This is a genomic window from Gemmata algarum (assembly GCF_034097035.1).
GTDB lineage: Bacteria > Planctomycetota > Planctomycetia > Gemmatales > Gemmataceae > Gemmata > Gemmata algarum.
Map to the genome: position 1 here is coordinate 1 of NZ_JAXBLV010000223.1, position 23,161 is coordinate 23,161.

A 23,161-nucleotide genomic window follows, 5' to 3' on the forward strand; every position below is an offset into this window, starting at 1 on the left:
TGCCCTCTGCGGTGAAGACTCTTCTCGATCCGCCGGCTACTCGATGAGCACGACGGACACGCCGCTCTGGAAGATGCGTTCGAGGCAGTCGCGGAGCCGGCTGATGCGCTGGTCGTAGCTGCCGGTGATGATCTGGGTGTCCGGCAACTGGGTCGCGCCGGTGGTGCCGGTGCCGCCGTAGGCCGCGCAGTTCGCGAGGAACTGGTTGGCGGTGGGGCGGAACGTGGCGTTCGGGGCTAGCACCGCGTCGAACAGGTCCCCGAACGCGATCGGGTACACCCGGGCCGGGGCGTTCGGCAGCGAGAGCCCGCTGTCGGCGCCCGTTCCGGAGGTGGTCGCGGTCGAGGCCATCTGCTTCACGATCTGCTGGATCACGCTGTACGTGTAGTTGATGTTGGTGGTGTCCCCGTTGTTCCCGCCGATGACACTGCCGAGCGTGTAATACGAGTTGTACCCGCGGGCGTTGAACGTCGGCACCCGGTACTCGTTGGGCACCCCGTCCGTCTCGAAGATCACGATCTTCTGCGCCCCGCGGCGGCCGTTGCCGGTCCCGACCGCCTTCGCGGCCGTGATGGTGGACGGGGACAACAGGTTGAACGCGTAGCCGAGCCCGGTGGCCGGGTCGGTGGTTCCGGAGGCGTTCGGGATGACGTCCTGGCCGTACCCGCCGAGCGAGGTGCTGGTGTACGGCCGGTACTCGCTGGTCACGTCCCCGTTGGTGATCGCGTCCACCAAGTTCCGCGGGTAGAACAGCGCGTTCTGGATCCGCTTGTAGTTCTGCCCCAGTGGGATGCGCACCCCGTTGTGCTGTTGGGCGGCGAAGTACACCAGCCCGCTGTAGTCGTTCGGGTGGTTGTTCTTCACGTCGTCAAGCACCGCGTTCACCCCGGCCTTGAGCTGCCAGCACTGGGCCTCGTACACGGTGCCCGCGGTCCAGTTGCCGCTGGTCGCCGACGACAGGAAGTCCATCATCGACAGCGGCCCGAACCACAGGTGCAGCCGCGGGCGCCGCGGGCTGTCGGTGTACCGCATGTACGGACGGCTGGCGCTCACCTCCCAGGTGAACCGGTAGGTCGTCATATCGCTGGCAGTGACCGACGCCGCACTCGCGGACCAGCTGTCCGCCGCCCCGTACAGGTTGCCCGCCCCGGTGTAGCTGCCGATCCCCAACACGTAGTCGATGTACAGCTTCCAGAACCCTTTATCGAGCTTCTGGGCGGCAGTCCCGGTGGCCGTGTTCACGTCGTCCGGGATGGACGTGTAGTACACCACGCGGCCGGCCCGCAGGTTCGGCGGGAGCACCTGCGGCCCGCTCTTGATCCACTTCAGCACCGCCGCGTAGTTCACCACCGCGGCCGAGTTGATCGTCTGGCCGGAGGTGCCGGTGTTGAGCACCACGCTGTTAATGGGGTCGGAGGTGCCGGCGGTGTTGGTGGTGTTGTTGTCGTTCTGCGCGTCGAGCGCGCCGCCGCTGATGTTGTAGAAGTACCGGCGGCGCCAGTCGCCGGCCACGTAGCCCGCGTCGCCCGGGTTGCCCACCGGGGTGCGGGGGTCGGGCGGCCAGATGTAGAACGTCTTGCCCCAGTAACCCGGCCCCATCGAGTACCCGACGAACCGGTCTGCGGTCGGCACCAGGATGTTGCTCAGGACCCCGAGCCCGGTCGAGGCGAGGTACGTGGCCGGATTGAGCGGGAAGTTGTTCGATCCGCCCCGGGCGGTACGGTACTTCACGATGTCCAAGTCGTATCCGTACATTTCCCACACCGGGTCACGGAAATCGAGCCAGGCGCCCGAGTTGGTGGCGAACGGCGTGTTGGCCCCCTTGTTGGCGGTCGGCGCGGCGCTGCCGTACCCGAGCAGGTCGGCGGCGTGGTACGCGGCCTGGTTGCTACTGCTGCTCCAGTCGGTCGTCGTTTTGTCAATGCGCCCGTCGCGGCGCCGCCACCGGTCGCCGGTGTAGGTGAGGCCCGAGGCGTCGGTCATCGTCCCGTAGGTGTCGGGGGCCGGCGTCGGCCCCTTGGGAGAGGTCTCGTCCCCCTTGTGAAACGGGTTGTAGCCGGTGAAGTCGTACGTCGGGGCCACGTAGTTGTCGGAATCGCCGCCGCTCTCCGGCGGGGACCAGCGGTGGAACGCCGGCAGCAGGTTCGCGCTCCCGTCGCCCTTCGTGGTGACGGGGGAGGCGACGGTGCTCGGGGTGCCCCAGTTGCTCGGGTCGTAGTAGTACGAGCGGACGATCGGCGGGCCGCCCGGCGTGGTGATCGTGAAGTTGTTGCGCGGCAGCGCCTCGTTGGAGCTGTTGGCCAAGTTGGTCGTCGCGACGATCCGGCTCTGGACCGACGTGTAGTGCCCGGCCTTCGGCGCGAGCGGGTCCGGGTTCATCGACTGGTTGTCGTTCGAGGAGCCCTGCGCGTTACCGCTGTTGAATGTGCTGCTGAACGCCATCGAGCCGGTCATGTCGAGCACGAACGCGATGTCGCGGGGCCGGTACACGGCGGTCGCGACCGCCCCGCTGGGCATCGAGTTGACGCCGAACACCCGCATGAAGTACGTGGGCTGCGACACGCCCAGGGTGACCCGCATCGCGGTCCACGAGTTGCCGCCCGGCGCGCTCATCGCCCCGCCGCCGGTGACCTGCGTCCAGTTCTGCACCTGGAACGTCTGGCTGGTGGGGTCGTACAGGTACTGCCCCACCTCCATCTTGCTGACCTGACCGCTCACGAAGTTGGCGCTCAGGTGCGGGTTGCTGGTCACCGACGCCTGGGCCGCGGTGACGGCCGCCGGCAGGTTGTTGTACGCCACCCCGTCCCGGTTGTTGAGCGTGCGGGTGCCGACCAGCGCGGCCACGTCGGCCCCGTTCTGGCTCTGGGTGCGGGACACCGCCAGCATGCCCAGGTCCACCGCCAGCGCGACGAACGCGAACAGCCCGATCAAACACACCCCGAGCAGCGGCAGGATGGTCCCGCGGCGCCCCCGTCGGCTCTCGTAACTCACCACTTTCATGGCGCGGCGCTCCCGGGCCGCGCCGGGCGCGGCCCCGTCCAGGCAATCTCGGATGTGGGGAGCCTAGTTCACGCCGGGGGACCGGGGCGGTACGCGACGGGCGAAAAAACGGCGGTTTCTGAGGATTCAGACGGGAGCCGATTTCAGGACACGAATCCGTGTGTGAGAAGAGGCCGGCGCCCGAACCAGGATAGGTTCGGGCGCCGGCCTCTTCTCACACACGGCCGCCACTACTTCGCCGGCGCGTCTTTTTCAGCGAGAACGGCGAGTTCGGTGAGCTTGGCCGCGGTCACCCCGATCCGCTCGAAGCACTCCGCGACGATGCTGTTGGGGGTGGTGAACAGGGTGATGAGCAGGTCCATCGGCGTGACGATCCCGCGACCGCAGTCGTAGGCCCGGCCGAAGGCGTCGCGCAGGAGGCGGATCACGTTGTCCGACAGGAATTCGCGGTTGAGCAGGAGCGGCGGCACCGGCTCGGCGTTCGGCTGGTGGAACAGGTCGCGGAACTGGTCGAGCAGTCCGGGCAGGTCCGCGCCGAGCTTGCCGGCCCACTTGAAAATGCCGGAGTCCGGGGCGGCCAGCAGCCCCATAAAGAGGTGGGGGGTGCGGACGCTGTCCCAGTTCGTGGCCCGGGTGTGGCCGAGGGCCTCGCGCAGCACACGCGCGGTAGCCTCGTCCAGGATGTCCGGGCGGAGACGACCACTCGGAAGAAATATGTCGTCCACGGTTTCGACCGTTCCCGTCTATTGCAGCGGCTCGGACCCCTCACCTTCACCCCGATCTCGGCGGTCGAAGGTGAGGTGAATTATGTCGCGCCCCCCGCCAACTCGCAAGACGGTCTGAGCCGCCCCGGTCACTTTTTCCTTGCCCGGACGCCGGTTCCGCCCCACCATGAATCGCGCACCGGAAAACTCGGCCCCCGGTTCAACGTTCCGGGCGTCGGCCGGCGGCGGAGCCCGTGGGCCGCGCCCTCTCATACCGACTCCGGTTGATGCGTATCCAGGCCGTATTCTGGAGCCGGCCTCACAGAGGCCGGTGGTACACGGGTGGTGTCGCACCGGCCTCTGTGAGGCCGGCCACAAGAAGCCGTTACTCGTCAATCGGATTCGGTGTCACTGTCTGGTCGGGCGCGTGACCTGGGAGCCGCACGCGCGGCCCGCGCGACGGGTGGCGCACACGTGATGAGCTGGAAACAACTGGACTCGATTTAATGGTACGGGGATCGGCCACCAAAGCGGAGGCGCATCGTGCCGTCGTTCGAGAAGCTGTATTACCTGTTCAAGTTATGCCTCTTCCTTCTCTTCTGCTTCGTCGGCGGCGGTTGGCTGATTTACGATGGGGTGGCCGACAAGAAGGGCCGGGTCACGTTCGACGACGTGTTCCCGGGCGCCGCCGCCATCACCGCCGGGCTGCTGGCGGTCGGTTTGCTGTACTACCTGAGGCGCCGCGCGGGTGACGACGAGGCGGCCGATCCCGCATCCCACGGCGAAGCGAGCGCCGCACCAACTTCGGTCCCGATTCAGGATGAAGCGTCTGGGAAACCGTGGCTCTCGGCCAGGCACGGGACCGGGCAGGCGCACCGGAGGACGGAGGGGCCGCCGTTCGCCGGGTGGCTCGAACTGACATCCCTGCGCGTCCAACTCCTCGTCACCGGTGCCCTCGTTATTGTTGTGTTCGGATCGTGTGCGATGTGGGGGCAGATGGCACAACCCGTCCTCCGAAACGAACGGGCCGCTGGTGACCTGCCGGCCCAACCGGCCGGGGCGAACGTCCCGTTCGTCGAGCGGCAGCGCCGCGCGCAGACACTCGACCAGATCGAGAGCGCGTTGGAAAAAGGCCAGCAATTCGTGCAGTCGACCGAGAAGACGCTCTCGGGCTTGGGCGTCTTAGAAGCCGAGCAACGGCACAAATTCGACCAGGCGACAGACAACGTGATTGCTGAACTACGCGGGCTGCAAACGCGATTAGATTCCATGCAATCAAGCTCGCATCCGGCAGATCAGGATAGATTAATTCAGGTGCGAAAGAAATGCGCAACACTGATTGAGCGAGTCGTTCGCATCCGGAACACCAACGGCGAGGCCGTTCGCGATAAAAAATGAGGCCGGTCGCCGCGGTCGCGTCCCACTTTGGGCGACTAACCGACCCGCCTGCCAACGCCCGCCGCATGCCCCCTTTGCGGCGTCTGCCGGTGGCGCCGGCCGTTCCGGTTGGGCAATCGGCGCATTTCTGTTGCTCCCGGCCGGATCTTCCCAAATCATCACAGTGTTCCGACGAATGCCCCGGTAGCAGCGTCCCTCTTCTGACCGGACCCGGCGGAGGCCACATGGAAACCGTGTTCCTGGTGTGTGCGATCACCGGCGGTACGCTCGTCGTGTGCCTGCTGGTCGCGGGGCTGTTCGGCTTCGGCAGCGAACACGATGTCGATCACGACACTGACACGGACGCCGACCACGACGCCGGCGACGACGGGCACGGCAATGCGCTGTTCGGAATGCTGTCCGTCCGCGCTCTCACGTCGGCGCTCCTGTTCTTCGGCCTCGGCGGCATGACCGCACGCTACTACGGGGCCGACGAACTGGCCGCGTTCGGCGTCGCGCTCGGGTCAGGGGCCGGCGTGCTCTACCTCGTCGCGACCGCGCTGCGGGCGATGAAGCGCCTCCGGTCCGACGGCACGGTGCGCGTCGAGCGGGCGGTGGGCACCACCGGGACGGTCTACCTGCGCGTCCCGGGCGAACGGGCCGGCTCCGGCAAAGTTCACCTCGCGCTCCAGAACCGGACTGTCGAGTACCAGGCCGTGACCGCGGGCGGCGAGTTGCCCACCGGCCGACCGGTCAAAGTCGTCGCCGTCGTCAGCGCCGATACCGTCGAAGTCGAGCCGGCGTAACCATCACCCGGAGTCCCTCTCATGCTCACGCACACGCTCCTGGCGCAACAAAAGCCCGTCCCGGCGGAGGTGCCGTGGCCGGCGATCACGGCGCTGGCGGCCGGGCTGGTCCTCTTCGGGCTGCTGATGCTGATCGCGCGGCGGTACAAGCGGTGCCCGAGCAACCGCGTCCTCGTCATCTACGGCAAGACCGGCGGCGGGAACGCCGCCAAGTGCGTCCACGGCGGCGCCGCGTTCGTGGTCCCGCTGATCCAGGACTACTCGTACCTCAACCTGGACCCGATCCAGATCGAGGTGCCGCTCAAGGGCGCGCTGTCGATCGAGAACATCCGGGTGAACGTCCCCAGCGTGTTCACGGTCGCGATCGGCACCGACCCCGAGACCATGCAGAACGCCGCGATCCGCCTCCTCGACCTCGGCACGCAGGAGATCAAGGAGCAGGCCCGGGACATCATCTTCGGGCAGCTCCGGCAGGTGATCGCGTCGATGCGGATCGAGGACATCAACCGCGACCGCGACAAGTTCCTGGAGAGCGTCCAGAAGTCGCTGGAGCCGGAGCTGAAGAAGATCGGGCTGGTACTCATCAACGTGAACATCACCGACATCACCGACGAGAGCGGGTACATCGAGGCCATCGGCCGCAAGGCCGCGGCGATCGCGATCCAGCAGGCCAAGATCGACGTCGCGGAGCAGGAGAAGAAGGGGCAGATCGGCGTCGCGGAGGCGGAGCGCGAGCGGGCCATCTCCGTAGCGAACGCCACGAAGGTGCGCGAGATCGGCACCCGCGAGGCGACCCGCGAGCAGGCCATCAAGGTGGCGCAGCTCGAAAAGGACCGCGAGGTCGGCGAGCAGACGGCGCAGCTCGAGCAGGACGCGCTCATCAAAGAGGCCCAGCGCCAGCAGGCGATCCGCATCGCCGAACTGGACCGCGACCAGCGGGTCGGCGAGCAGCAGGCGGTGTTCGAGCGGGAGGCCCGCATCGCCGAGGCCGAGCGCGACAAGCGGGTGCGGCTGGCCGAGGCCAACGCGAAGGCCGTGACCGGTGAGGCCGTCGCGCAGGCGGACGTGGCCGGGGCGCAGGCCACGCTCGCGGTCCGCAACGCGGAGGCGTACCAGCTCGCCGAGACCAAAAAGCGCGAGGCCGAGGCCGCGGTCCTCGAAGCACAGAACAAGGCGCTGGCCCGGGCCGCGCTGGCGCAGGCCGAGAAGGTGGAGGCGGAGCAGCGGGCGGCGCTCGAGGCCCCCGCGAAGGCCCAGAAGGCGAAGATGATCGTGGACGCCGAGGCCGCCGCGGAGCGGGTGAAGCTCGAGGCCGAGGCCCAGGCCGCGACGATCTACGCCAAGCTCGAAGCCGAGGCCCGCGGGCAGTTCGAGATCCTGGCGAAGAAGGGCGAGGGGCTCAAGAAGATCATCGAGGCGTGCGGCAGCCCGCAGGCCGCGTTCCAGTTGCTCATGCTGGAGCACATGGACGCGCTCGCGGAGGCCAGCGCGAAGGCCATCTCGAACGTGAAGTTCGACAAGGTGGTGGTGTGGGAGGGCGGCGGGAACGGCACCGGCACCTCGAACACCGCCGGGTTCCTCAAAGACATGGCCAAGATGATGCCGCCGATGATGCAGGTGATGAAGGACATCGGCGGTGTAGAGTTGCCCGAGTACTTCGCCCGCCTCACCGGCGACACCTCGACCGAGCCGAAACCGAGCGCGAACGGCACGCACGCCGTGTAACGCCCTACGGCGCCGAGCCGCGACCTCGCGCCCGCCGAAACGGGCGCGAGGTTGTCCCGCGAAATCGACCGACGGAAACGGGCCGGCCGGCAACTACACTGAGTTGCCCACTCACCCCCGGCAGGCCGACCGATGAGCGCCCCCTCAGCTCCCTCCTGGGACATGTCCGCGGGCTGGATTCCGCCCGCGGCGCATCCGCCACCGACGCCGAACTCCTGAGCGGTTTCGCCGCCCACTGCGACGAGGCGGCCTTCACGACCCTGGTCCAGCGCCACGCGCCAATGGTGCTCCGCGTGTGCCGCCGGGTGCTGCGCCACGAACAGGACGCGGAAGACGCCTTTCAGGCGACGTTCCTGACGCTGGCCCGCCGCGCGGCCGCGGTCCGGAAGGGCGAGGCCCTGGCAAGCTGGCTCCACGGCGTCGCCTGCCGCACGGCCGCCAGCGCCCGGCGGGCCGCGGCTCGGCGCCGCGCGCACGAGGAGCGCGCCCGCCTCGCGCCCGTAACCGCGCCCGGTGAAGAGTTCGCCTGGCGCGAGGTGCAGTCGGCTCTCGACGAAGAGGTTCAGCGCCTCCCGGAAAAGTACCGCGCCGTATTCGTACCGTGCTGCCTGGAGGGCGAGAGCCGGGCCGAGGTCGCGCGCCAACTGGGGGAAAAGGAGGGGACCGTTTCGAGCCGGCTGGCGGAAGCTCGCAACCTCCTCCGCCGGCGCCTGTCTCGCCGCGGCATCACGCTCTCCGCACTCCTCACTGCGGTGGCGGTCACACAGGGGACGGGGCGCGGCGGTGTGCCGGCGGCCCTGGCGCGGTCCACGGTTCGGGCCGCGGGGATGCTGGCACGAGGCGCGGGCGCGGGGGTGTCGCACCGCGTCCTGACGCTGATCGGCCGCGGCGGCGTCAACCGGCCCGGTCTGGTGACGGGCGCGCTGGTCCTAACGCTCCTCGCCGCCGGTCTGGTGGTCGGAGCGGTGACGACCGCCGACCAACCGCCCGCGGGCGATTCGCCGGTGCGGTCGCCCGTCGCGGCGCTCGCGCCCGAGGAGCCGGTGCGCACCGACCGTCACGGCGACCCGCTCCCGGAAGGGGCCGTGGCCCGCATCGGCACCCAGCGGTTCCGGCACGGCGGGGGAAGCATCAACCGCGTGCTACCCACCCCCGACGGCAAAATGCTCGTGTCGAAAACTTATTACGGCGACGCTTCCGTACTCGTTTGGGAACTCGCGACGGGTCGGTTGCTCCACCAGTTCCCCGGCCACTACGAGGAGAACCGAGCCGTTGCCCTCTCGCCCGACGGCAAAACCCTGGCGCTAGGGCAGGACAAGGTGATCCGCTTTTACGACCTGACTTCTGGCAAGGAGGTGCGAAATTTGTCGAGTTCGATCGGTGGCACCGACGAACTGGCGTTTTCGCCCGACGGAAAAGTGCTGGCCTCCGGACACGGGTGCAACACGGTCCTTCTCTGGGATCTGGCCGGCGGCAAAGTGCAGAGCCGGCTCCAGGCCGAGCAGAACCGGGTTTCCAATCTGGTTTTCAGCCCCGACGGCAAAACGCTGGCCACCGGAGACACACTCGACACGTTGATCCGGTTGTTCGATGTGGCGACGGGTCAAGAACGCCGGCAGATTCGCTGCAAAACGGACGCCCGCGACTTTGCCTTCTCACCGGACGGCGCAACCCTGGCCGTCGGCGCTCATGACGGCGCCGCCTCGCTTTGGGACGTGATCACCGGGAAACCGGTTCGGGAACTGCACAGCCCGAACAAGCACGTGCGGTCGCTGACCTGGTCGCCCGACGGAAAGTCCCTCGCCACGAGCGACCTCGACGCCGCAGCGCAGGTGGCGGCCGTCCGGCTGTGGGACCCGGCGACGGGGAAGGAACTCCGGCAGATGCAGATGAACGGGACCGTGGGGATGGCCGAGAGCCTCGCCTTCACCGCCGACGGCAAAACCTTGATTTGCGGGGGCAGCCACGGCGTCATCCGGCTGTGTGACCCGGCCACCGGTTCGGAGAAGTCCCCGGCGGGCCTGCCCGGGCCGGTCTGGCACGTGGCCGTCTCCCCCAACGGCAAGACGCTCGCGTTCTCCGCCCGTGACATCACCCTGTGGGATTTGGCAACGGAACGGGAAATCGGGACGTTGCCGGAGTTCCACTTGTCGTTCGCCTTCGCCCCGGACGGCAAAACACTGGCCGGCGGCGGCGATGACAGCACCCTCAACGTGTGGGACGTGGGCAACCAGCGACTCGTAAGACGGGTGCAGGTCGACAAGGAAAAGGAAAAACTCAAGTTCGCCGTCCTCGATCGCATCGCGTTCTCGCCCGACGGCAAGGTGATGGCGACGGTCGGGCTGGAACGTGCCGGGTCGGAATATGATGCCGCCGTTCGTCTCTGGGACACGGCAACGGGCGCGCAACTGCACCGGCACGTTTACGAGTCGCACGAACTCGCCACTCCCGACAGCATCGCCTTTTCGCCAGACGGGGCATCGCTTGTGACATCGGGCCGGGGGTACGGGGTGAATCGGGCCGATGCGGTTCGGGTGCTGGACGCGACCGGTCGTCAGGAGCAAACCCGCGTGCAGTCGGTGCTGAACCAGTCACTCGGCGGGGGCGAGCAGCCCCGCCCGGGCGCTCGATCGGTGCTGCCGCGTGTCTCTTTCTCTCCGGACGGGCGGTTGCTGGCGATGAACCGTTCGGAGGAAGGCATCCCCGTGTGGGAGATGGCCACGGGGCGCGAGCGCTGTTTGCTCAAGGGGCACGACGGCCCGACGTCTGCCGTCGCCTTCTCGGCCGACGGGCGGACGCTGGCCTCGGCCGGTTGGGACCACACCATCCGGGTGTGGGATGTCGAAACGGCCACAGAACTGAAACGGTTGAAGGGGCACCGGGGTTTGGTGAACGCGCTGGCCTTCACCCCGGACGGGCGCAGGCTGATCTCCGCGGGCGACGACTCGATGGTGCTCTTCTGGGACGTGCTCGAACTCACCCGCCGCACCCGCCCCGCGGCGCGCCTCGGGCCGTCGGAGTGGGACGCACTGTGGGCGGATCTGGCGGCCGCCGACGCCGGCAAGGCACACGCCGCGCTGGCGCGCCTCACGGCCGCGCCGGCGATCACGGTCACGGCCGTGCGGGAGCGCGTGCGGCCGGCCCCAGAACCGGACGCGCGGCTCCTCGCGCGACTCGTGCGAGATCTCGACTCGGAGGAGTTTGCCGCCCGGGAGAAGGCGTCGCAAGAGCTGGCGCGTCTGGGCGAGTCGGCCGAAGCGGCGTTGAAGAGCGCCCGCAAGGGGGCATCGCCCGAAACGGCCCGGCGGTGCGACGAGTTGCTCACGAAGCTCGCCGTCCCGTCCGGTGACCGATTACGGGGCGTGCGGGCGGTCGAGGTGCTGGAGCGGATCGGCACACCGGAGGCCGTTACGGTGTTGGAGTCACTCGCCCGCGGCGCCCCGCAAGCCCGGCTCACCCGAGACGCCCGGGCGGCACGGGACCGGCTCGCCCGTTCCGCCGGCGATCGTTGAGGTAGGAGTGAGGCCATCGCGCCCCGGCACCGGCTCGGGGTTGCGCGGCGCGTGCGGTGCCATCGGCCGTTTGATGCACGAGATTGACCCGCCGATCGTCGCCCTCCTCCGCGGGCCGTTTCCGAGCACCGCCCGGACGGTCTCGTCGTTCCTTGCTGGTCCGGCGCCGCAATGGACCGCCCGTACCGCACACAGGTGCCCCGCTGGGGCGCCGACGGGACATTCGCTACCCATCGACTGGTCACGAGCTGGCGATTCGCTGGGTAGTCGCTACCCACGAAAAGCCGGCTCAAGCCCCACACTCCGCGGCCGGACAAGTAAAGAGAAATGCCGTCGCTGCGCGGCTACTGCGTCGCAACAAATTGACGCAATTGCACTTGCGAACGACACGCCCGATGCGCGCGATTGGCCCGCGCGGGCGAAAGCCCCGGTACCGGCCGCCGCACAGGGCGTGATTCGGACTTCAGAAAGTGCGGCATGGCGAAAAGACGGGGGAGCAATGCCTGATGTGCGGAATATCCGGCCGATGGCGCCAACGAACGGGAGGGCGCGGGAGCCCGAACGGGTGCGTCCCGCCGGCGCCCCCTCACCGCCGCAGCGTCCACTCGTCGCTGGCGTACTTCTCCGCGACGAGTTGTTCCGCACGGGCCAGCGGCACCGGAGCGTATTCTCCGTCCGGCGCCCACGCTTCCACGAGCAACCGCTTGACCTCGGCGACACCTGCGGGCAGGTTCCGGACGAACTCCGCGTGCGGGCGGTCGCGCCGGTACTCCGGCTGGCGCTCCGGCGGGTTCAGGTACTTCGGCACCAGTCCCAGATCGAAGCCGCAAAGCAGCGTGCCGTGGTGCAAGAAGAAGTTGCGCTTCCGCTGCTGGGCGTTGCCGGAGAACTTCACGCCGCCCACAGTCAGATCGCTGGAACCTTCCACAACGGCCGGTGCCACCGACTTGAGCGCGTTCAACACACGCCCCAGGACGTACCGGTTCGAGGCCGGAATGTCGCCCAGCCCGGGCGCGTGGGCGTAGCCCAGCACCACGGAGAAGCACAGGCACCCCGGGCCGAGGAGCACCGTTCCGCCGCCGCTGGCCCGGCGCAGCATGGGCACCCCGTCGGCGGCGCAGGCCTCGCGGTTCACGTCGATCGGGACGGACCCGCCCGACCCGACGACCACGGCGTAGGAGGGGAGCTCCCAGAGGCGCAGCACCTCCCCGCCGGTGCCCTCTTCGGCCGCGAGGAGCAGCGATTCGTCGAGGGCGAGGTTCGTCGCGGGGGCCGGGTGCGTATAATCGAGCAGCTTCATCGGGCGTTGACACGAGGGAGGGGGCGCGTATCTCAACACCGTTGTTGTACGCGAACCGCGGAGACTCTCCCGATGTCCAAGGACCGTCTGGCCCACAACGTGTTCTTCAAGCTGAAGGACGCGACGCCCGCGAAGGTGCAGGAACTGGTTGACGCGTGCAAGAAGTACCTGAACGTGCAACCCGGGATCGTGTTCTTCGCCGCCGGGCCGCTGTGCGCCGAACTGGACCGCGAGGTGAACGACCGCGACTGGCACGTGGGGCTGCACCTCGTGTTCGTCGACAAGGCGGCCCACGACGCCTACCAGGACGACCCGACGCACAAGAAGTTCATCGACGAGAACAAGCCGAACTGGGCCGGGGTCCGCGTGTTCGACTCGTATGTGTGACCGCCGCCGCTGTGTCGAGTGAACGGCGGCGGCGGGAGCCGCTGGCCCCATAAGAGACGCTCATGAACCGCCTACAGCCGCACGAGGTCACGAAGTTCCTACGCAGTCACCGGTTCGTCGGCGGTCAGCTCCGTGCGGTGCGGATCGTTCACGGGCGCGGCCGGGAGGTCACGGTCGAGTTCCGTGTGCGCGTTCGCGAGTCGATCACGGACCTGGGCGCGGAGCCGAAACACGTCAGCCTCATCATCCGCGTGAGCGGCGCCGACGAGTTCCGGTTCCAGATGCGCCCGCAGCAGCCCAAGCTCAAGATCACCGACGCCCGTATCGGCTACCACAACGGGCTGTTCTACGTCACCTTCGATTCGATCGGGCTCGAAGCGGGCGAAACCGCCCAGGTGTTCGACTTCCGGTCCAGCGAGGTCTACGCCGCCGGCCGCGAACTGTTCTGGAAGCGGGTGGAGCCACAGAAGCAGGCCGAGTAGACAGGAAGAACTTTTCGACAGGATCGCCAGGATTTGAAAGACAAGACGAGCTATTTCTGTTCTTCAAATCCTGTCGATCCTGTCGATCCTGTCAAAAATGCCTTTCACTATCTTCCGTCTCACTTCGTGACGCTGAACTGGTATACCGTGGTCTGCTTGTAGGTGTCACCCGGCTTCAGCACCACGTCGGACTTGTCCTTCCATTCCGGTGTGTTAACCGAGTTGGGGAACTTCTGCGGCTCCATGCAGAACCCGTTGTACTGCTTGTACGCGACGCCCGCCTTGCCCTTGTTCGAGCCGTCGAGGAAGTTGCCGGTGTAGAACTGGAGCCCCGGCTCGGTGCTGAGCACCTCCAGCACGCGCCCGCTCTTCGGCTCCACCACCCGCGCCGCCAGTTCCGGCCGCTTCGTGGTCCCCTTGTCGAGCACGTAGTTCAGGTCGAAGCCCACCGGCTTCCCGCCGGCCTTTTCCAAGTCGGAACCGATCGTCTTGGCCTTCGTGAAGTCGAACGCGGTGCCCGCGACGGGCTCGATCTTGCCCGTGGGAATGAGCGTGCCATCGGCCGGGGTGTAGTTCTTCGCGGCGATCTGCACCTCGTGCCCCTTGATGTCGCCCGCGTTGTGCCCGGCGAGGTTGAAGTAGCTATGGTGCGCCAGATTACAGATCGTCGTCTTGTTCGTAGTCGCGCGGTAATCGACGACGAGTTCGTTGTTGTCAGTCAGGGTGTAGGTGATCTCGACGGCCAGCGCCCCGGGGTAGCCCTCTTCGCCGTCCGGGCTGGTGCGCTTGAAGGTCACGCTCGGGCCGGTGGCGGTGAGGGTCGGTTTGCCCTGCCACACCTTCTTGTCGAACCCTTCCTTGCCGCCGTGCAGCGTGTGGGGCTCGTTGTTCGCGAACAGCTTGTATTCCTTCCCTTCGAGCTGGAACTTCGCGTTGGCGATGCGGTTCGCGCACCGGCCGGCGTTGCTGCCGAAGTACGGGTGCCCGGCGAGGTACCCTTCGAGCTTGTCGAACCCGAGCACCACGTCGGCGAACTTACCGTCCTTGTCCGGGACGTGCAGCTCGGTGATGATCGCGCCGTAGTCGATGCACTTCAGCACGAGGTTGTTTTTGTTGATGAGCGTGTACTGGGACACGCTGGTCGGCCCCTTCTTGCCGTCCTTGGGTGCCGGGAGGATGCCGTACTTGGTTTCCTCGAACGCGGGTCCGGTCTTGGCCGGCTGCGCGGTCGCGGCGGACGCGAAGCCGAGCGCGGCGAACAGGGCGGGGAGAGCGCGACGCATGACGTGTGGAACTCCTTGCGGGAACTGGACTGGCGACAATGTACCCCGGCCGGGCACCGGGGGCCATTTTTTCGGCTGCCGTTTCGGAGCCGCGGCAGGGCGAAGCGGGTGGCGGTGGGTGGCGCCCGTTTCGCCCGCCGAACGGGGCGCCCCGTTCGGCGGGCGCGGTGTATCCTGAAGACGTCGGCCGCTGCGGCGGCCCGGCGCCTTCAACCGCTCCCGGAACCACTCATGCCGTCCGATCTCCTCGACACGCCCGAATCCGCCTACCAGCTCGTTTCCACCGCGCCGGGGCCGAAAGGCGCGCTCCCGCTCACAGACGAATTGCTGCGCCACGCCCCGAGCGGCCACCTGTTCGGTTGGACCCAGAACGTCGGCATGGGCTGGAACCCGACGCTGCTCGGCGGCAAAGAGTTCACCATCCTCAGCACGCATGGCGGGCTCCGGGCCGATGACGGCACGCCGATCGCGCTCGGGTTCCACTCGGGGCACTGGGAAGTCGGACTCTTGGTGAAGGCCGCAGCGGAAGAATTCGCGAAGCTGCGGTGCCTCCCCTTTGCCGGCGCGGTGACGGACCCGTGCGACGGGCGGACTCAGGGCACCACCGGGATGTTCGACAGCCTCCCGTACCGCAACGACTCCGCGCAGGTGATGCGGCGCCTGATGCGCAGCCACCCGACGCGGGCCGGCGTCATGGGCATCGCCACCTGCGACAAAGGGTTACCGGCCATGATGATGGCGCTGGCGGCCCAGCACCATCACCCCACCATTCTCGTCCCCGGCGGGGTGATGCTGGCCGGGGAAGCGGGGCACGAAGACACGGGCAAGGTGCAGACCATCGGCGCGCGGTACGTTCACGGCGAGATCACGCTGGAGCAGGCCGCGGAGGCCGGGTGCCACGCCTGCGCCTCGCCGGGCGGCGGGTGCCAGTTCCTCGGCACCGCGGCCACGTCGCAAGTGGTCGCCGAAGCGCTCGGCTTGACCCTGCCGCACGCGGCGCTCGCGCCCTCGGGGCAGCCGATCTGGCTGGACACGGCGCGGCGGTCGGCGCGGGCGCTCGTCGAGATGTCGAACCGCGGCATCCGCACGCCCGACATCCTGACGGAAGCGGCGTTCAGGAACGCGCTGGCGGTGTTCGCGGCGTTCGGCGGGAGCACGAACCTGCTCCTGCACACGCCGGCGGTCGCGTTCCACGCCGGGGTGCGGCGCCCCACCATCGACGACTGGACCTACTTCAACCGCAAAGTGCCGCGCCTCGTCGACGCGCTCCCGAACGGCCCGATGAACCACCCGACGATGCGGGTGTTCCTCGCCGGGGGCGTTCCGGAAGTGATGCTCCACCTCCGCGACCTCGGGCTCCTCGAACTGGACGCGCTGACCGTCAGCGGGGAACCGCTCGGCACCGTTCTCGACTGGTGGGCGAAGTCCGAGCGCCGGACGCGCCTGCGCGAGTTGCTCCGGACGCGCGACGGGGTCGATCCCGATACGGTCATCATGTCGCCCGAGCAGGCCCGGCAGCGCGGCCTGACGAGCACGATCACGTTCCCGCTCGGGAACCTCGCGCCGGACGGGTGCGTCATCAAGTCCACCGCCATCGACCCATCGGTCGTGGACGCCGACGGCGTGTACCGCAAGGTCGGCCCGGCGAAGGTGTTCATCCGCGAAAAGGACGCGATCAAGGCGATCAAGGGGGAGGGCGACCGCAAGGTGGTGCCGGGCGACGTGCTGGTGCTGTGCTGCCGCGGGCCGCTGGGCAGCGGGATGGAGGAGACGTATCAGGTCACGAGCGCGCTCAAACACTTGAAGTGGGGCAAACAGGTCGCGGTCATCACCGACGCGCGGTTCAGCGGGGTCTCGACGGGCGCGTGCATCGGGCACGTCTCCCCGGAGGCGCTCGCGGGCGGCCCGATCGGCAAGCTGCGCGACGACGACCTGATCCAGATCGTGATCGATCGCAACAGGTTGGAGGGAACGATCGATTTGGTCGGCAACGAGATCGGCAACTACGGGCCGCTATGGGGCAGCGCGGAGTTGGCGGCGCGGTCCGCACGCCCGGACCTGGAGCCGGACCAGGCGCTGCCCGCGGACACGCGCCTGTGGGCCGCGCTCCAGCACGCGAGCGGCGGGGTGTGGGGCGGGTGCGTGTACGACCCGGAACTGATTGCCGCGAAGCTCACAGGGAAGTAGCTGTGATACGGCGAACCGGAGACTTGAACGCGGATACCTGGCCCCTGGGCGCGGGGCTCGATGTTTACGATTGGTTCTTCTGGCCGCATTGGTGCCCCGTTATGCCCTCCCCTCGGAAGTTCCGGCTGTTCATGGCCGCGTGTTACCGAGTGATTTGGGAACACATTCCCTGTTCCGAATTCCGGACAGTGATCGAAGCCGGTGAGCAATTCGCCGATAACAACCTCGTCGAGCCGGCCCAAGAAGCCGGTTGGGCGGCCTGGGAGGCCGCCAGCGTCGAGATGTCCCCCTGGCGCGAATTAGGATACGGCATATCAGCAGTAGCGATGGATGACCCGCTTGAAGGAGGCCCCCGGAGGTGTTGGAGGGTTATCGCAAACGACCTGGAGTCAACGGAGTTGAACCGGACGGCCTTCAGTCGGTCGGTCGAGCAGGCGGAGGCACTACACTTGCGGCTCTTTCACGACATCTTTACCAACCCGTTCCGGTCAATCGCTTTCGCCCCCGAGTGGCGCACCGGCACCACAACGGCGATCGCGCGCCAGATGTACGAGTCGCGCGATTTCAGCGCGATGCCGATCCTTGCGGACGCCATGCAAGATGTCGGGTGCAACAACGACGACGTGCTCGCGCATTGCCGCGACCCGCAGCAGGTTCACGTGCGCGGGTGCTGGGTCGTTGACCTCGTGCTCGGCAAGGAGTGAAGGTACACTGACGGTGAGGAGGAATTCGCATGACCGCCATGCCGCCACCGGCCCCGTCGCGCCGGCCGTTTCGGTTCACCCGCGAGCAGTACTTTGAACTGGGCCAGCGCGGGTTCTTTAACGGCAAGCGTGTCGAACTGCTCTACGGAGAGATCACTGAAATGAGCCCCGCCAACTGGCCGCACCACGTCAGCGTGGGGTTGGTAACGGACGCGCTGCTCGTGGCGTTCGCGGTCGGCTTCTTTGTGGACACACAGCAACCGTTCCCGATCCCCAACGAGCCGCTCGGTTCAGCACCGGAGCCGGACGTCGCCGTGATACCGGGCCGGCGGCGCGACTACACCGACCACCCCACCACCGCGGCGCTGCTCGTTGAGGTCTCCGACACGACACTGGCCGAAGACCTGACCACTAAAGCCGAGTTGTACGCGACCGCGAACGTGCCCGAATACTGGGTCCTCGACATCCCGAACCGCCAGTTGTACGTCCACCGCGATCCGCAACCGCTCCCGGCCGGGCTGGGGGCAACCGCGTACCGCACACGCTTGGTCCTCACGCCCGCCGACACGGTTCAACCGCTTGCCGCACCTCCCGCGGTCGTTCGCGTGAGCGATCTGTTCCAGTGATGGAACCAAGTTCGGGCCGCACAACCGGTACAGCAACCATCGCACAAATCGGGAGGGCGTCCCGCGGATCAAAACAAGACAAGCCGATCCATATATTTCAACTCCAGCACTAAGCTTGGCCGCGGTCTAAACCCTTGACAGTAAACGGGCTAATTCCAACACACTCGTTCTAAATTGGTTACCACCATCCCATGTAGGCTGGTAGAATTCTCGCGACCCGGTCCTCTCCGCGCGCTCGCAGGTTCTCACCGTGCCCGATGTGACAACCGAAGATCCTCGCTCCGTCCTCGACCGGCTCCCGAACCCGGTGGTTGGTTTCGATCGCGACGGCCGACACGATTTCGTCAACCCGGCCGCGTGCCGCATGGTCGGGCGCGCCCCGGACCAGCTGCTCGGCCGGACCCTGCGCGAGATCGGCCTGCCGTCGGACCTCGCGGCGGAGTTGGACGCGAACGTCGCCCGGGTCCGGGATTCGGGCCAGCCGTTCGCGCACGCCGTCACGTTCCCGAGCGCGAACGGTCCCGCCGTGCTCCTCGTGAACTTGGTGCCCCGGCCCGATGGAGGGGTGCTGACCACCGCCACCGATGTCACCGGCCCGGCCCGGGCCGAGCAGGCCCTGCGGGACAGCGAGGAGCGGTACCGGCAGACCATCGAGGCCGCGTTCGACGCGATCGTCACCACCGACGCGAAGGGTACGATTGTCGGATGGAACCGTGGCGCGGAGCGGGTGTTCGGGCACCCGGCGAAGGAGGTGCTGGGGCGCGACGTGGAGCTGATCGTGCCCCCGCGGTACGCGGCCGAGCACCACGCCGCCATGACCGCGTTCGACCCCGCGAACTCGTCCCGCATGCGGGGCCGCGTGGTCGAGCTGCCGGCGCTGCGCAAGGGCGGGATCGAGTTCCCGACGGAGATCACCCTCGCCTACTGGGGCGCCGGGGCCGACCGCCGGTTCACCGCGATCATCCGCGACATCACCGCCCGCCGCGCCGCCGAGCAGGCCCTGCGGGACAGCGAGGAGCGGCACCGGCTGCTGGTCGAGAGCGTCACCGACTACGCCATCTTCATGCTCGCCCCGGACGGACGGGTGGCCACCTGGAACGCCGGCGCCCAGCGCATCAAAGGGTACACGGCCGACGAGATCGTCGGGCGGCACTTTTCGGTGTTCTACCTGCCCGAGAACACCGCCCGTGCCGAGGCTTGGCTGGAGGCCGCCGCGGCGAGCGGGCGGTTCGCGGAAGAAGGGTGGCGGGTGCGCAAGGACGGGTCGCGGTTCTGGGCGCACGTGGCCATCACCGCCCTGCGCGACCCGACCGGGCGGCTCACCGGGTTCGTCAAGGTGACCCGCGACCTGACCGACCGGCTGGCCGCCGAGCAGGCCCTGCGCGAGAGCGAGCAGCGGTACCGGCAAGTGGTCGAAGACCAAACGGAAACGGTGTGCCGGTTCCGCCCGGACGGCACCTTCACGTTCGTCAACGACGTATACTGTCGCACCTTCGGGAAGCGCGCCGACGAGCTGATCGGCCGCCCCTGGCACCCCGTCGTTCACCCGGCCGACCTCGACCACGTCGAAACCGAGCTGACCAAGATGGCGCCGGACAACCCGGTGGTGCGGATCGAGAACCGGATCGTCGACGCGGGCGGGCGGGCGCGGTGGATGGAGTTCGTGAACCGCGGGTTCTACTCGCCGGCGGGCGAGCTGGTCGAGATCCAGGCCGTGGGCCGGGACGTGACGGACCGGCGGGCCGCCGAGGACGCGCGGCGCGAGCTCGAGGCGGACCTCCGCGCGAAGGAGCAGCAGGCCCGGTACGAGCGCCAACTGCTCCAGTCGCAGAAGCTGGAGAGCCTCGGGGTGCTAGCTGGCGGCATCGCCCACGACTTCAACAACCTGCTCACCGCGGTGCTCGGGTACGCATCGCTGAGCCGGATGCGGCTCCCCCCGAACGACCCGGTGGCCGAGGACATGAAGCGGATCGAGTCCGCGGCCCAGCGCGCGGCCGAGCTGTGCCAGCAGATGCTCGCGTACGCGGGCCGCGGGCAGTTCGTCGTTCGCGCGGTGGACCTGAACGCGCTGACCCAGGAGATGACGCAACTGCTCGCGGCGGTGCTGTCGAAGAAGGCGGTGCTCAAGTACAACCTGACCATCGGGCTGCCCCAGGTGCAGGCGGACCCGACCCAGCTCCGCCAGATCGTGATGAACCTGATCACCAACGCGTCGGACGCGATCGGCCCGAAGAGCGGGGTGATCACGCTCACCACCGGCCTGATCGACGCCGACGCGCGGTACCTCGCGGAGCTCCAGGCGGGTCCGGAGCTGGTCCCCGGGCGGTACGTGTACCTGGAAGTGTCGGACACCGGGTGCGGGATGAGCGAGGAGGTGCGGGCCAAGATCTTCGACCCGTTCTTCACCACCAAGTTCACCGGCCGCGGCCTGGGCCTGGCGGCGGTGCAGGGCATCGTCCGGGCCCACAAGGGCGCGATCAAGGTGTACACGCAGTTGGGCAAGGGGACCACCTTCAAGGTGCTGCTGCCGGCGCTGGACCGCCCCGACCCGGAGCACGCCCCCGCGGGGGAAGCGCCCGAGCACAACGGGCGCGGGCGCCGGGTGCTCGTGGTGGACGACGAAGAGGACGTGCGGGTGTTCACCCGCAAGGTGCTGGAGCACGCAGGGTTCGAGGTGACGCTCGCGGCCGACGGGGGGGCCGGGGTGGAAGCGTTCGCCGCCGCGCCGTACCAGTTCGCGCTGGTGCTCCTGGACCTGACCATGCCCAAAATGGGCGGGTCGGAGGCGTTCCGCGAGATGCGCCGGCACCGGTCCGGCGTTCGGGTGGTGCTCACCAGCGGGTTCGCCGCGGAGGAGGCCACCAGCGGGTTCGAGGGCAAGGGGCTGGCCGGCTTCCTGCGGAAGCCGTTTCGCACCGAGGACCTGCTGGCGACCGTGTTCGACGCCATCGGGTCGTGAGCACAGGTTGACACGAGCACCACAGACCAACTCTGCCCCGGTCTGTCCGCAGACCGATCCCCGCGCGGGAGTGCGCGAGCGGATCGGACCGCGCACGGGTTCACCGGCGGGTAGCGGCTCTCACCGGGCCGTTCCGGTCTCGCACAAGTGCGCCCGCGTCAGCGCCAGCCCCAGTAAAAACACACCCAGCCCGGCAAACGCCGGCAGCAGGTGCATGCCGTCCGTGTACCCGACCGCGATGTGAACCGCGATCGCCGGCGCGTACCCCAGCACCCCGGCCGGGAGCAGCGTCCACCACAGCCAGTCGTTCCCCGCCCGGTGCCCCCACAGCGCGGTCAGCAGCAGCACCAACCCGGCCGACACCAGCATCCCGCCGAACGTGGCCCGGTCGTGCGCCACCAGCGGCACCAGCCGCGGGTGCGCCCCGCGCAGTTGCTCCGCGGTCGTTTCCAGAAACTCCAGATCTTCGGGGACGAACACCGCCGTCACCCCGACGAGCGAAATCACCAGCCCCGCGACCAGCACCGCGCCGGCGTGGGCCACCAGCAACAGTTGCCCCCACTGCGCCCGCCGCCACGCCCGGTCGGTGCGCGGCGGGGGCGGGCCGGTCGGCGTGTACGGCCCCAGCTCCGAGTGCATTCCGAGCAGCAGGAGTTGGAGCAGGCACGCCGTGACGAACGCGTGCAACGGGTCGAGGTACCCGAACCCGAGGAACAGAAAAAAGCTCGCGAACCCGGCCGACGCCGACGTGAACACCGCGACCATCGCCCAGTGCGCGCCCCGGCGCACGCCCCCGAGTGAGAGCCCGAGGTACATGAGCCCGACGGTCAGCATGGGGCCGGCGAGCGACACCCGGTCGTGGGCCATGAACGCGAGCAGCCGCGGGTTCACGGTGTGGAGCTGGTCCCGCGACAGGCCCAGAAACGCCTCGTCGTACGGCAGCACCACCCGCGTGGCCGCGATGCCCACGGCGAGCGCGCCACCGAACACCATCCCGAAGCCCAAAAGGGCCGTCCAGAACCACGTCATCGCGGCCGGACGCCGCACCGCGGCCGGCTGTTCCCGCTGGGCGGACAAATTGCGATACAGCACCGCGTCGTTCGTCCGCTTCACCAGCCCCGGGCCGTTAAAGACCAGCCCGCTGTCCACCTCAACGAGATCGGCCCCGGCGTCGAGCAGCGCGAGGGCGTGCTCCGGCTCGTGAACCCCGCCCCCCGCGACGAGCGGTACCGTCGGGCCGAGGGCCGCACGGAGCGCCCGCACCAGCGCCAGCGCCGGCCCCCGCGCCGGTGCGCCGATTTCGGTTCCCCCACCCGCCCGCGCGACCGCACTCTCGACCAGAATGCCGCTCGCGCCGGCAGCCAGCCCGGCCGCAAGCGACTCCATATCTACTGTCGGCGAGTCGGCGCGAACGGTCAGGAGGATCGGCCCCCCTTCCGCGGCGGGGAGCCAATCGGACATCGCCACCGCCGCGCGGGCGGGCACGGCGACCACGGCCATAAGGCCGCGCGTCTCGGTCAGCAACTGCCGATACTCGTCCGCCGTCTCTCCAGACACCCGCGCCACCACCGGCACCCCGAGCCGGGACAGTTCGGCCAACGCCGCGCCGGCCGCCTTCAATCCGAGCGGCGGGGCCGTGTCCGGAAAACCGATGGCCTCGCGCGAGTCGTCGCGCGCCACGCGCGGGCGTGTCGGCGGGTTCTGTAACCCGACCGGACCGACGCTCATGAACCCGCCCCCGAACCGGGCGAACGCCGGCAGCGCCACCCCCTCCGGATCGAGCCCCGGCCCCAGCCCGATCGGGGACGCGAAGTCGCGCCCGAGGAGCCGCACCGTGAGCCGCGGGTCCGCGCGCATGTGCCCGAGCAGGTCGATCGCCAGCGGGCCGAGCGGCAGACGCGCGAGGCGACCCATGAACCCCAGCGCGACGGCCCGGGCGGTTCGCGCGCCGAGGCGGTACAGCAGCGGCCGGGAAACGGTGCGGTAGAACCAGTCTGGCATGGCGACCCGGGGCGCGGGAGGGAGTACGGGGCCGACGCGGCGCCGACCGTCCTCCGTCTTATAACCGTCACTGGAGCGATCCCGCAACACTCCTCACGGTGCGCGGAA

Annotated in this window: 15 protein-coding genes; 10 read left to right on the plus strand and 5 right to left on the minus strand. The window is 68.5% G+C overall.

The window, feature by feature from the left end; genetic code table 11:
- Positions 1 to 36: 36 nt before the first annotated feature.
- The gene (locus R5W23_RS27520; RefSeq protein WP_320689131.1) at positions 37 to 3,000 is read right to left on the minus strand and encodes a pilus assembly protein TadG-related protein; all 2,964 of its coding nucleotides are present in this window, start codon (positions 2,998 to 3,000) and stop codon (positions 37 to 39) included.
- A 230-nt stretch (positions 3,001 to 3,230) separates the two neighbouring features.
- Positions 3,231 to 3,725, minus strand: a complete 495-nt coding sequence (locus R5W23_RS27525; RefSeq protein WP_261187621.1) for a Clp protease N-terminal domain-containing protein — start codon at positions 3,723 to 3,725, stop codon at positions 3,231 to 3,233.
- 522 nt (positions 3,726 to 4,247) lie between these two features.
- Here R5W23_RS27525 and R5W23_RS27530 point away from each other — a divergent pair.
- The 4 genes from R5W23_RS27530 (at position 4,248) to R5W23_RS27545 (ending at position 11,124) form a co-directional block, all read left to right on the plus strand.
- Complete coding sequence (locus tag R5W23_RS27530) at positions 4,248 to 5,102, plus strand: hypothetical protein (protein ID WP_320689133.1); 855 nt, start codon at positions 4,248 to 4,250, stop codon at positions 5,100 to 5,102.
- A 224-nt stretch (positions 5,103 to 5,326) separates the two neighbouring features.
- On the plus strand, positions 5,327 to 5,887 hold the full coding sequence (locus tag R5W23_RS27535; RefSeq protein WP_320689134.1) for a hypothetical protein: 561 nt from the start codon (positions 5,327 to 5,329) through the stop codon (positions 5,885 to 5,887).
- Between the two features lie 21 nt (positions 5,888 to 5,908).
- Positions 5,909 to 7,612, plus strand: coding sequence for a flotillin family protein (locus R5W23_RS27540; protein ID WP_320689135.1), 1,704 nt, complete (start codon positions 5,909 to 5,911; stop codon positions 7,610 to 7,612).
- A gap of 260 nt (positions 7,613 to 7,872) precedes the next feature.
- Positions 7,873 to 11,124: a sigma-70 family RNA polymerase sigma factor gene (locus R5W23_RS27545; RefSeq protein ID WP_320689155.1), complete on the plus strand. Its 3,252-nt coding sequence runs from the start codon at positions 7,873 to 7,875 to the stop codon at positions 11,122 to 11,124.
- Positions 11,125 to 11,710: 586 nt separating this feature from the next.
- Here R5W23_RS27545 and R5W23_RS27550 read toward each other — a convergent pair.
- Complete coding sequence (locus R5W23_RS27550; RefSeq protein ID WP_320689136.1) at positions 11,711 to 12,424, minus strand: lipoate--protein ligase family protein; 714 nt, start codon at positions 12,422 to 12,424, stop codon at positions 11,711 to 11,713.
- 72 nt (positions 12,425 to 12,496) lie between these two features.
- On the opposite strand from R5W23_RS27550, the gene R5W23_RS27555 reads away from it, so the two are divergent.
- On the plus strand, positions 12,497 to 12,811 hold the full coding sequence (locus R5W23_RS27555; RefSeq protein WP_320689137.1) for a Dabb family protein: 315 nt from the start codon (positions 12,497 to 12,499) through the stop codon (positions 12,809 to 12,811).
- 62 nt (positions 12,812 to 12,873) lie between these two features.
- On the plus strand, positions 12,874 to 13,293 hold the full coding sequence (locus R5W23_RS27560) for a ubiquitin family protein (protein WP_320689138.1): 420 nt from the start codon (positions 12,874 to 12,876) through the stop codon (positions 13,291 to 13,293).
- A 119-nt stretch (positions 13,294 to 13,412) separates the two neighbouring features.
- Here the strand turns inward: R5W23_RS27560 and R5W23_RS27565 are convergent, their stop codons facing one another.
- Positions 13,413 to 14,576: an aldose epimerase family protein gene (locus tag R5W23_RS27565; RefSeq protein WP_320689139.1), complete on the minus strand. Its 1,164-nt coding sequence runs from the start codon at positions 14,574 to 14,576 to the stop codon at positions 13,413 to 13,415.
- Positions 14,577 to 14,807: 231 nt separating this feature from the next.
- Between R5W23_RS27565 and R5W23_RS27570 the strand changes: the two genes are divergently transcribed.
- From R5W23_RS27570 to R5W23_RS27585, 4 genes are all read left to right on the plus strand, one after another.
- On the plus strand, positions 14,808 to 16,763 hold the full coding sequence (locus R5W23_RS27570) for a YjhG/YagF family D-xylonate dehydratase (protein ID WP_320689140.1): 1,956 nt from the start codon (positions 14,808 to 14,810) through the stop codon (positions 16,761 to 16,763).
- 449 nt (positions 16,764 to 17,212) lie between these two features.
- On the plus strand, positions 17,213 to 17,467 hold the full coding sequence (locus R5W23_RS27575) for a hypothetical protein (RefSeq protein ID WP_320689141.1): 255 nt from the start codon (positions 17,213 to 17,215) through the stop codon (positions 17,465 to 17,467).
- 29 nt (positions 17,468 to 17,496) lie between these two features.
- Complete coding sequence (locus tag R5W23_RS27580) at positions 17,497 to 18,093, plus strand: Uma2 family endonuclease (RefSeq protein WP_320689142.1); 597 nt, start codon at positions 17,497 to 17,499, stop codon at positions 18,091 to 18,093.
- 259 nt (positions 18,094 to 18,352) lie between these two features.
- Complete coding sequence (locus R5W23_RS27585; protein ID WP_320689143.1) at positions 18,353 to 21,052, plus strand: PAS domain-containing hybrid sensor histidine kinase/response regulator; 2,700 nt, start codon at positions 18,353 to 18,355, stop codon at positions 21,050 to 21,052.
- A 120-nt stretch (positions 21,053 to 21,172) separates the two neighbouring features.
- Here the strand turns inward: R5W23_RS27585 and R5W23_RS27590 are convergent, their stop codons facing one another.
- Positions 21,173 to 23,053, minus strand: a complete 1,881-nt coding sequence (locus tag R5W23_RS27590; RefSeq protein ID WP_320689144.1) for a dihydroorotate dehydrogenase — start codon at positions 23,051 to 23,053, stop codon at positions 21,173 to 21,175.
- Positions 23,054 to 23,161: the final 108 nt, after the last annotated feature.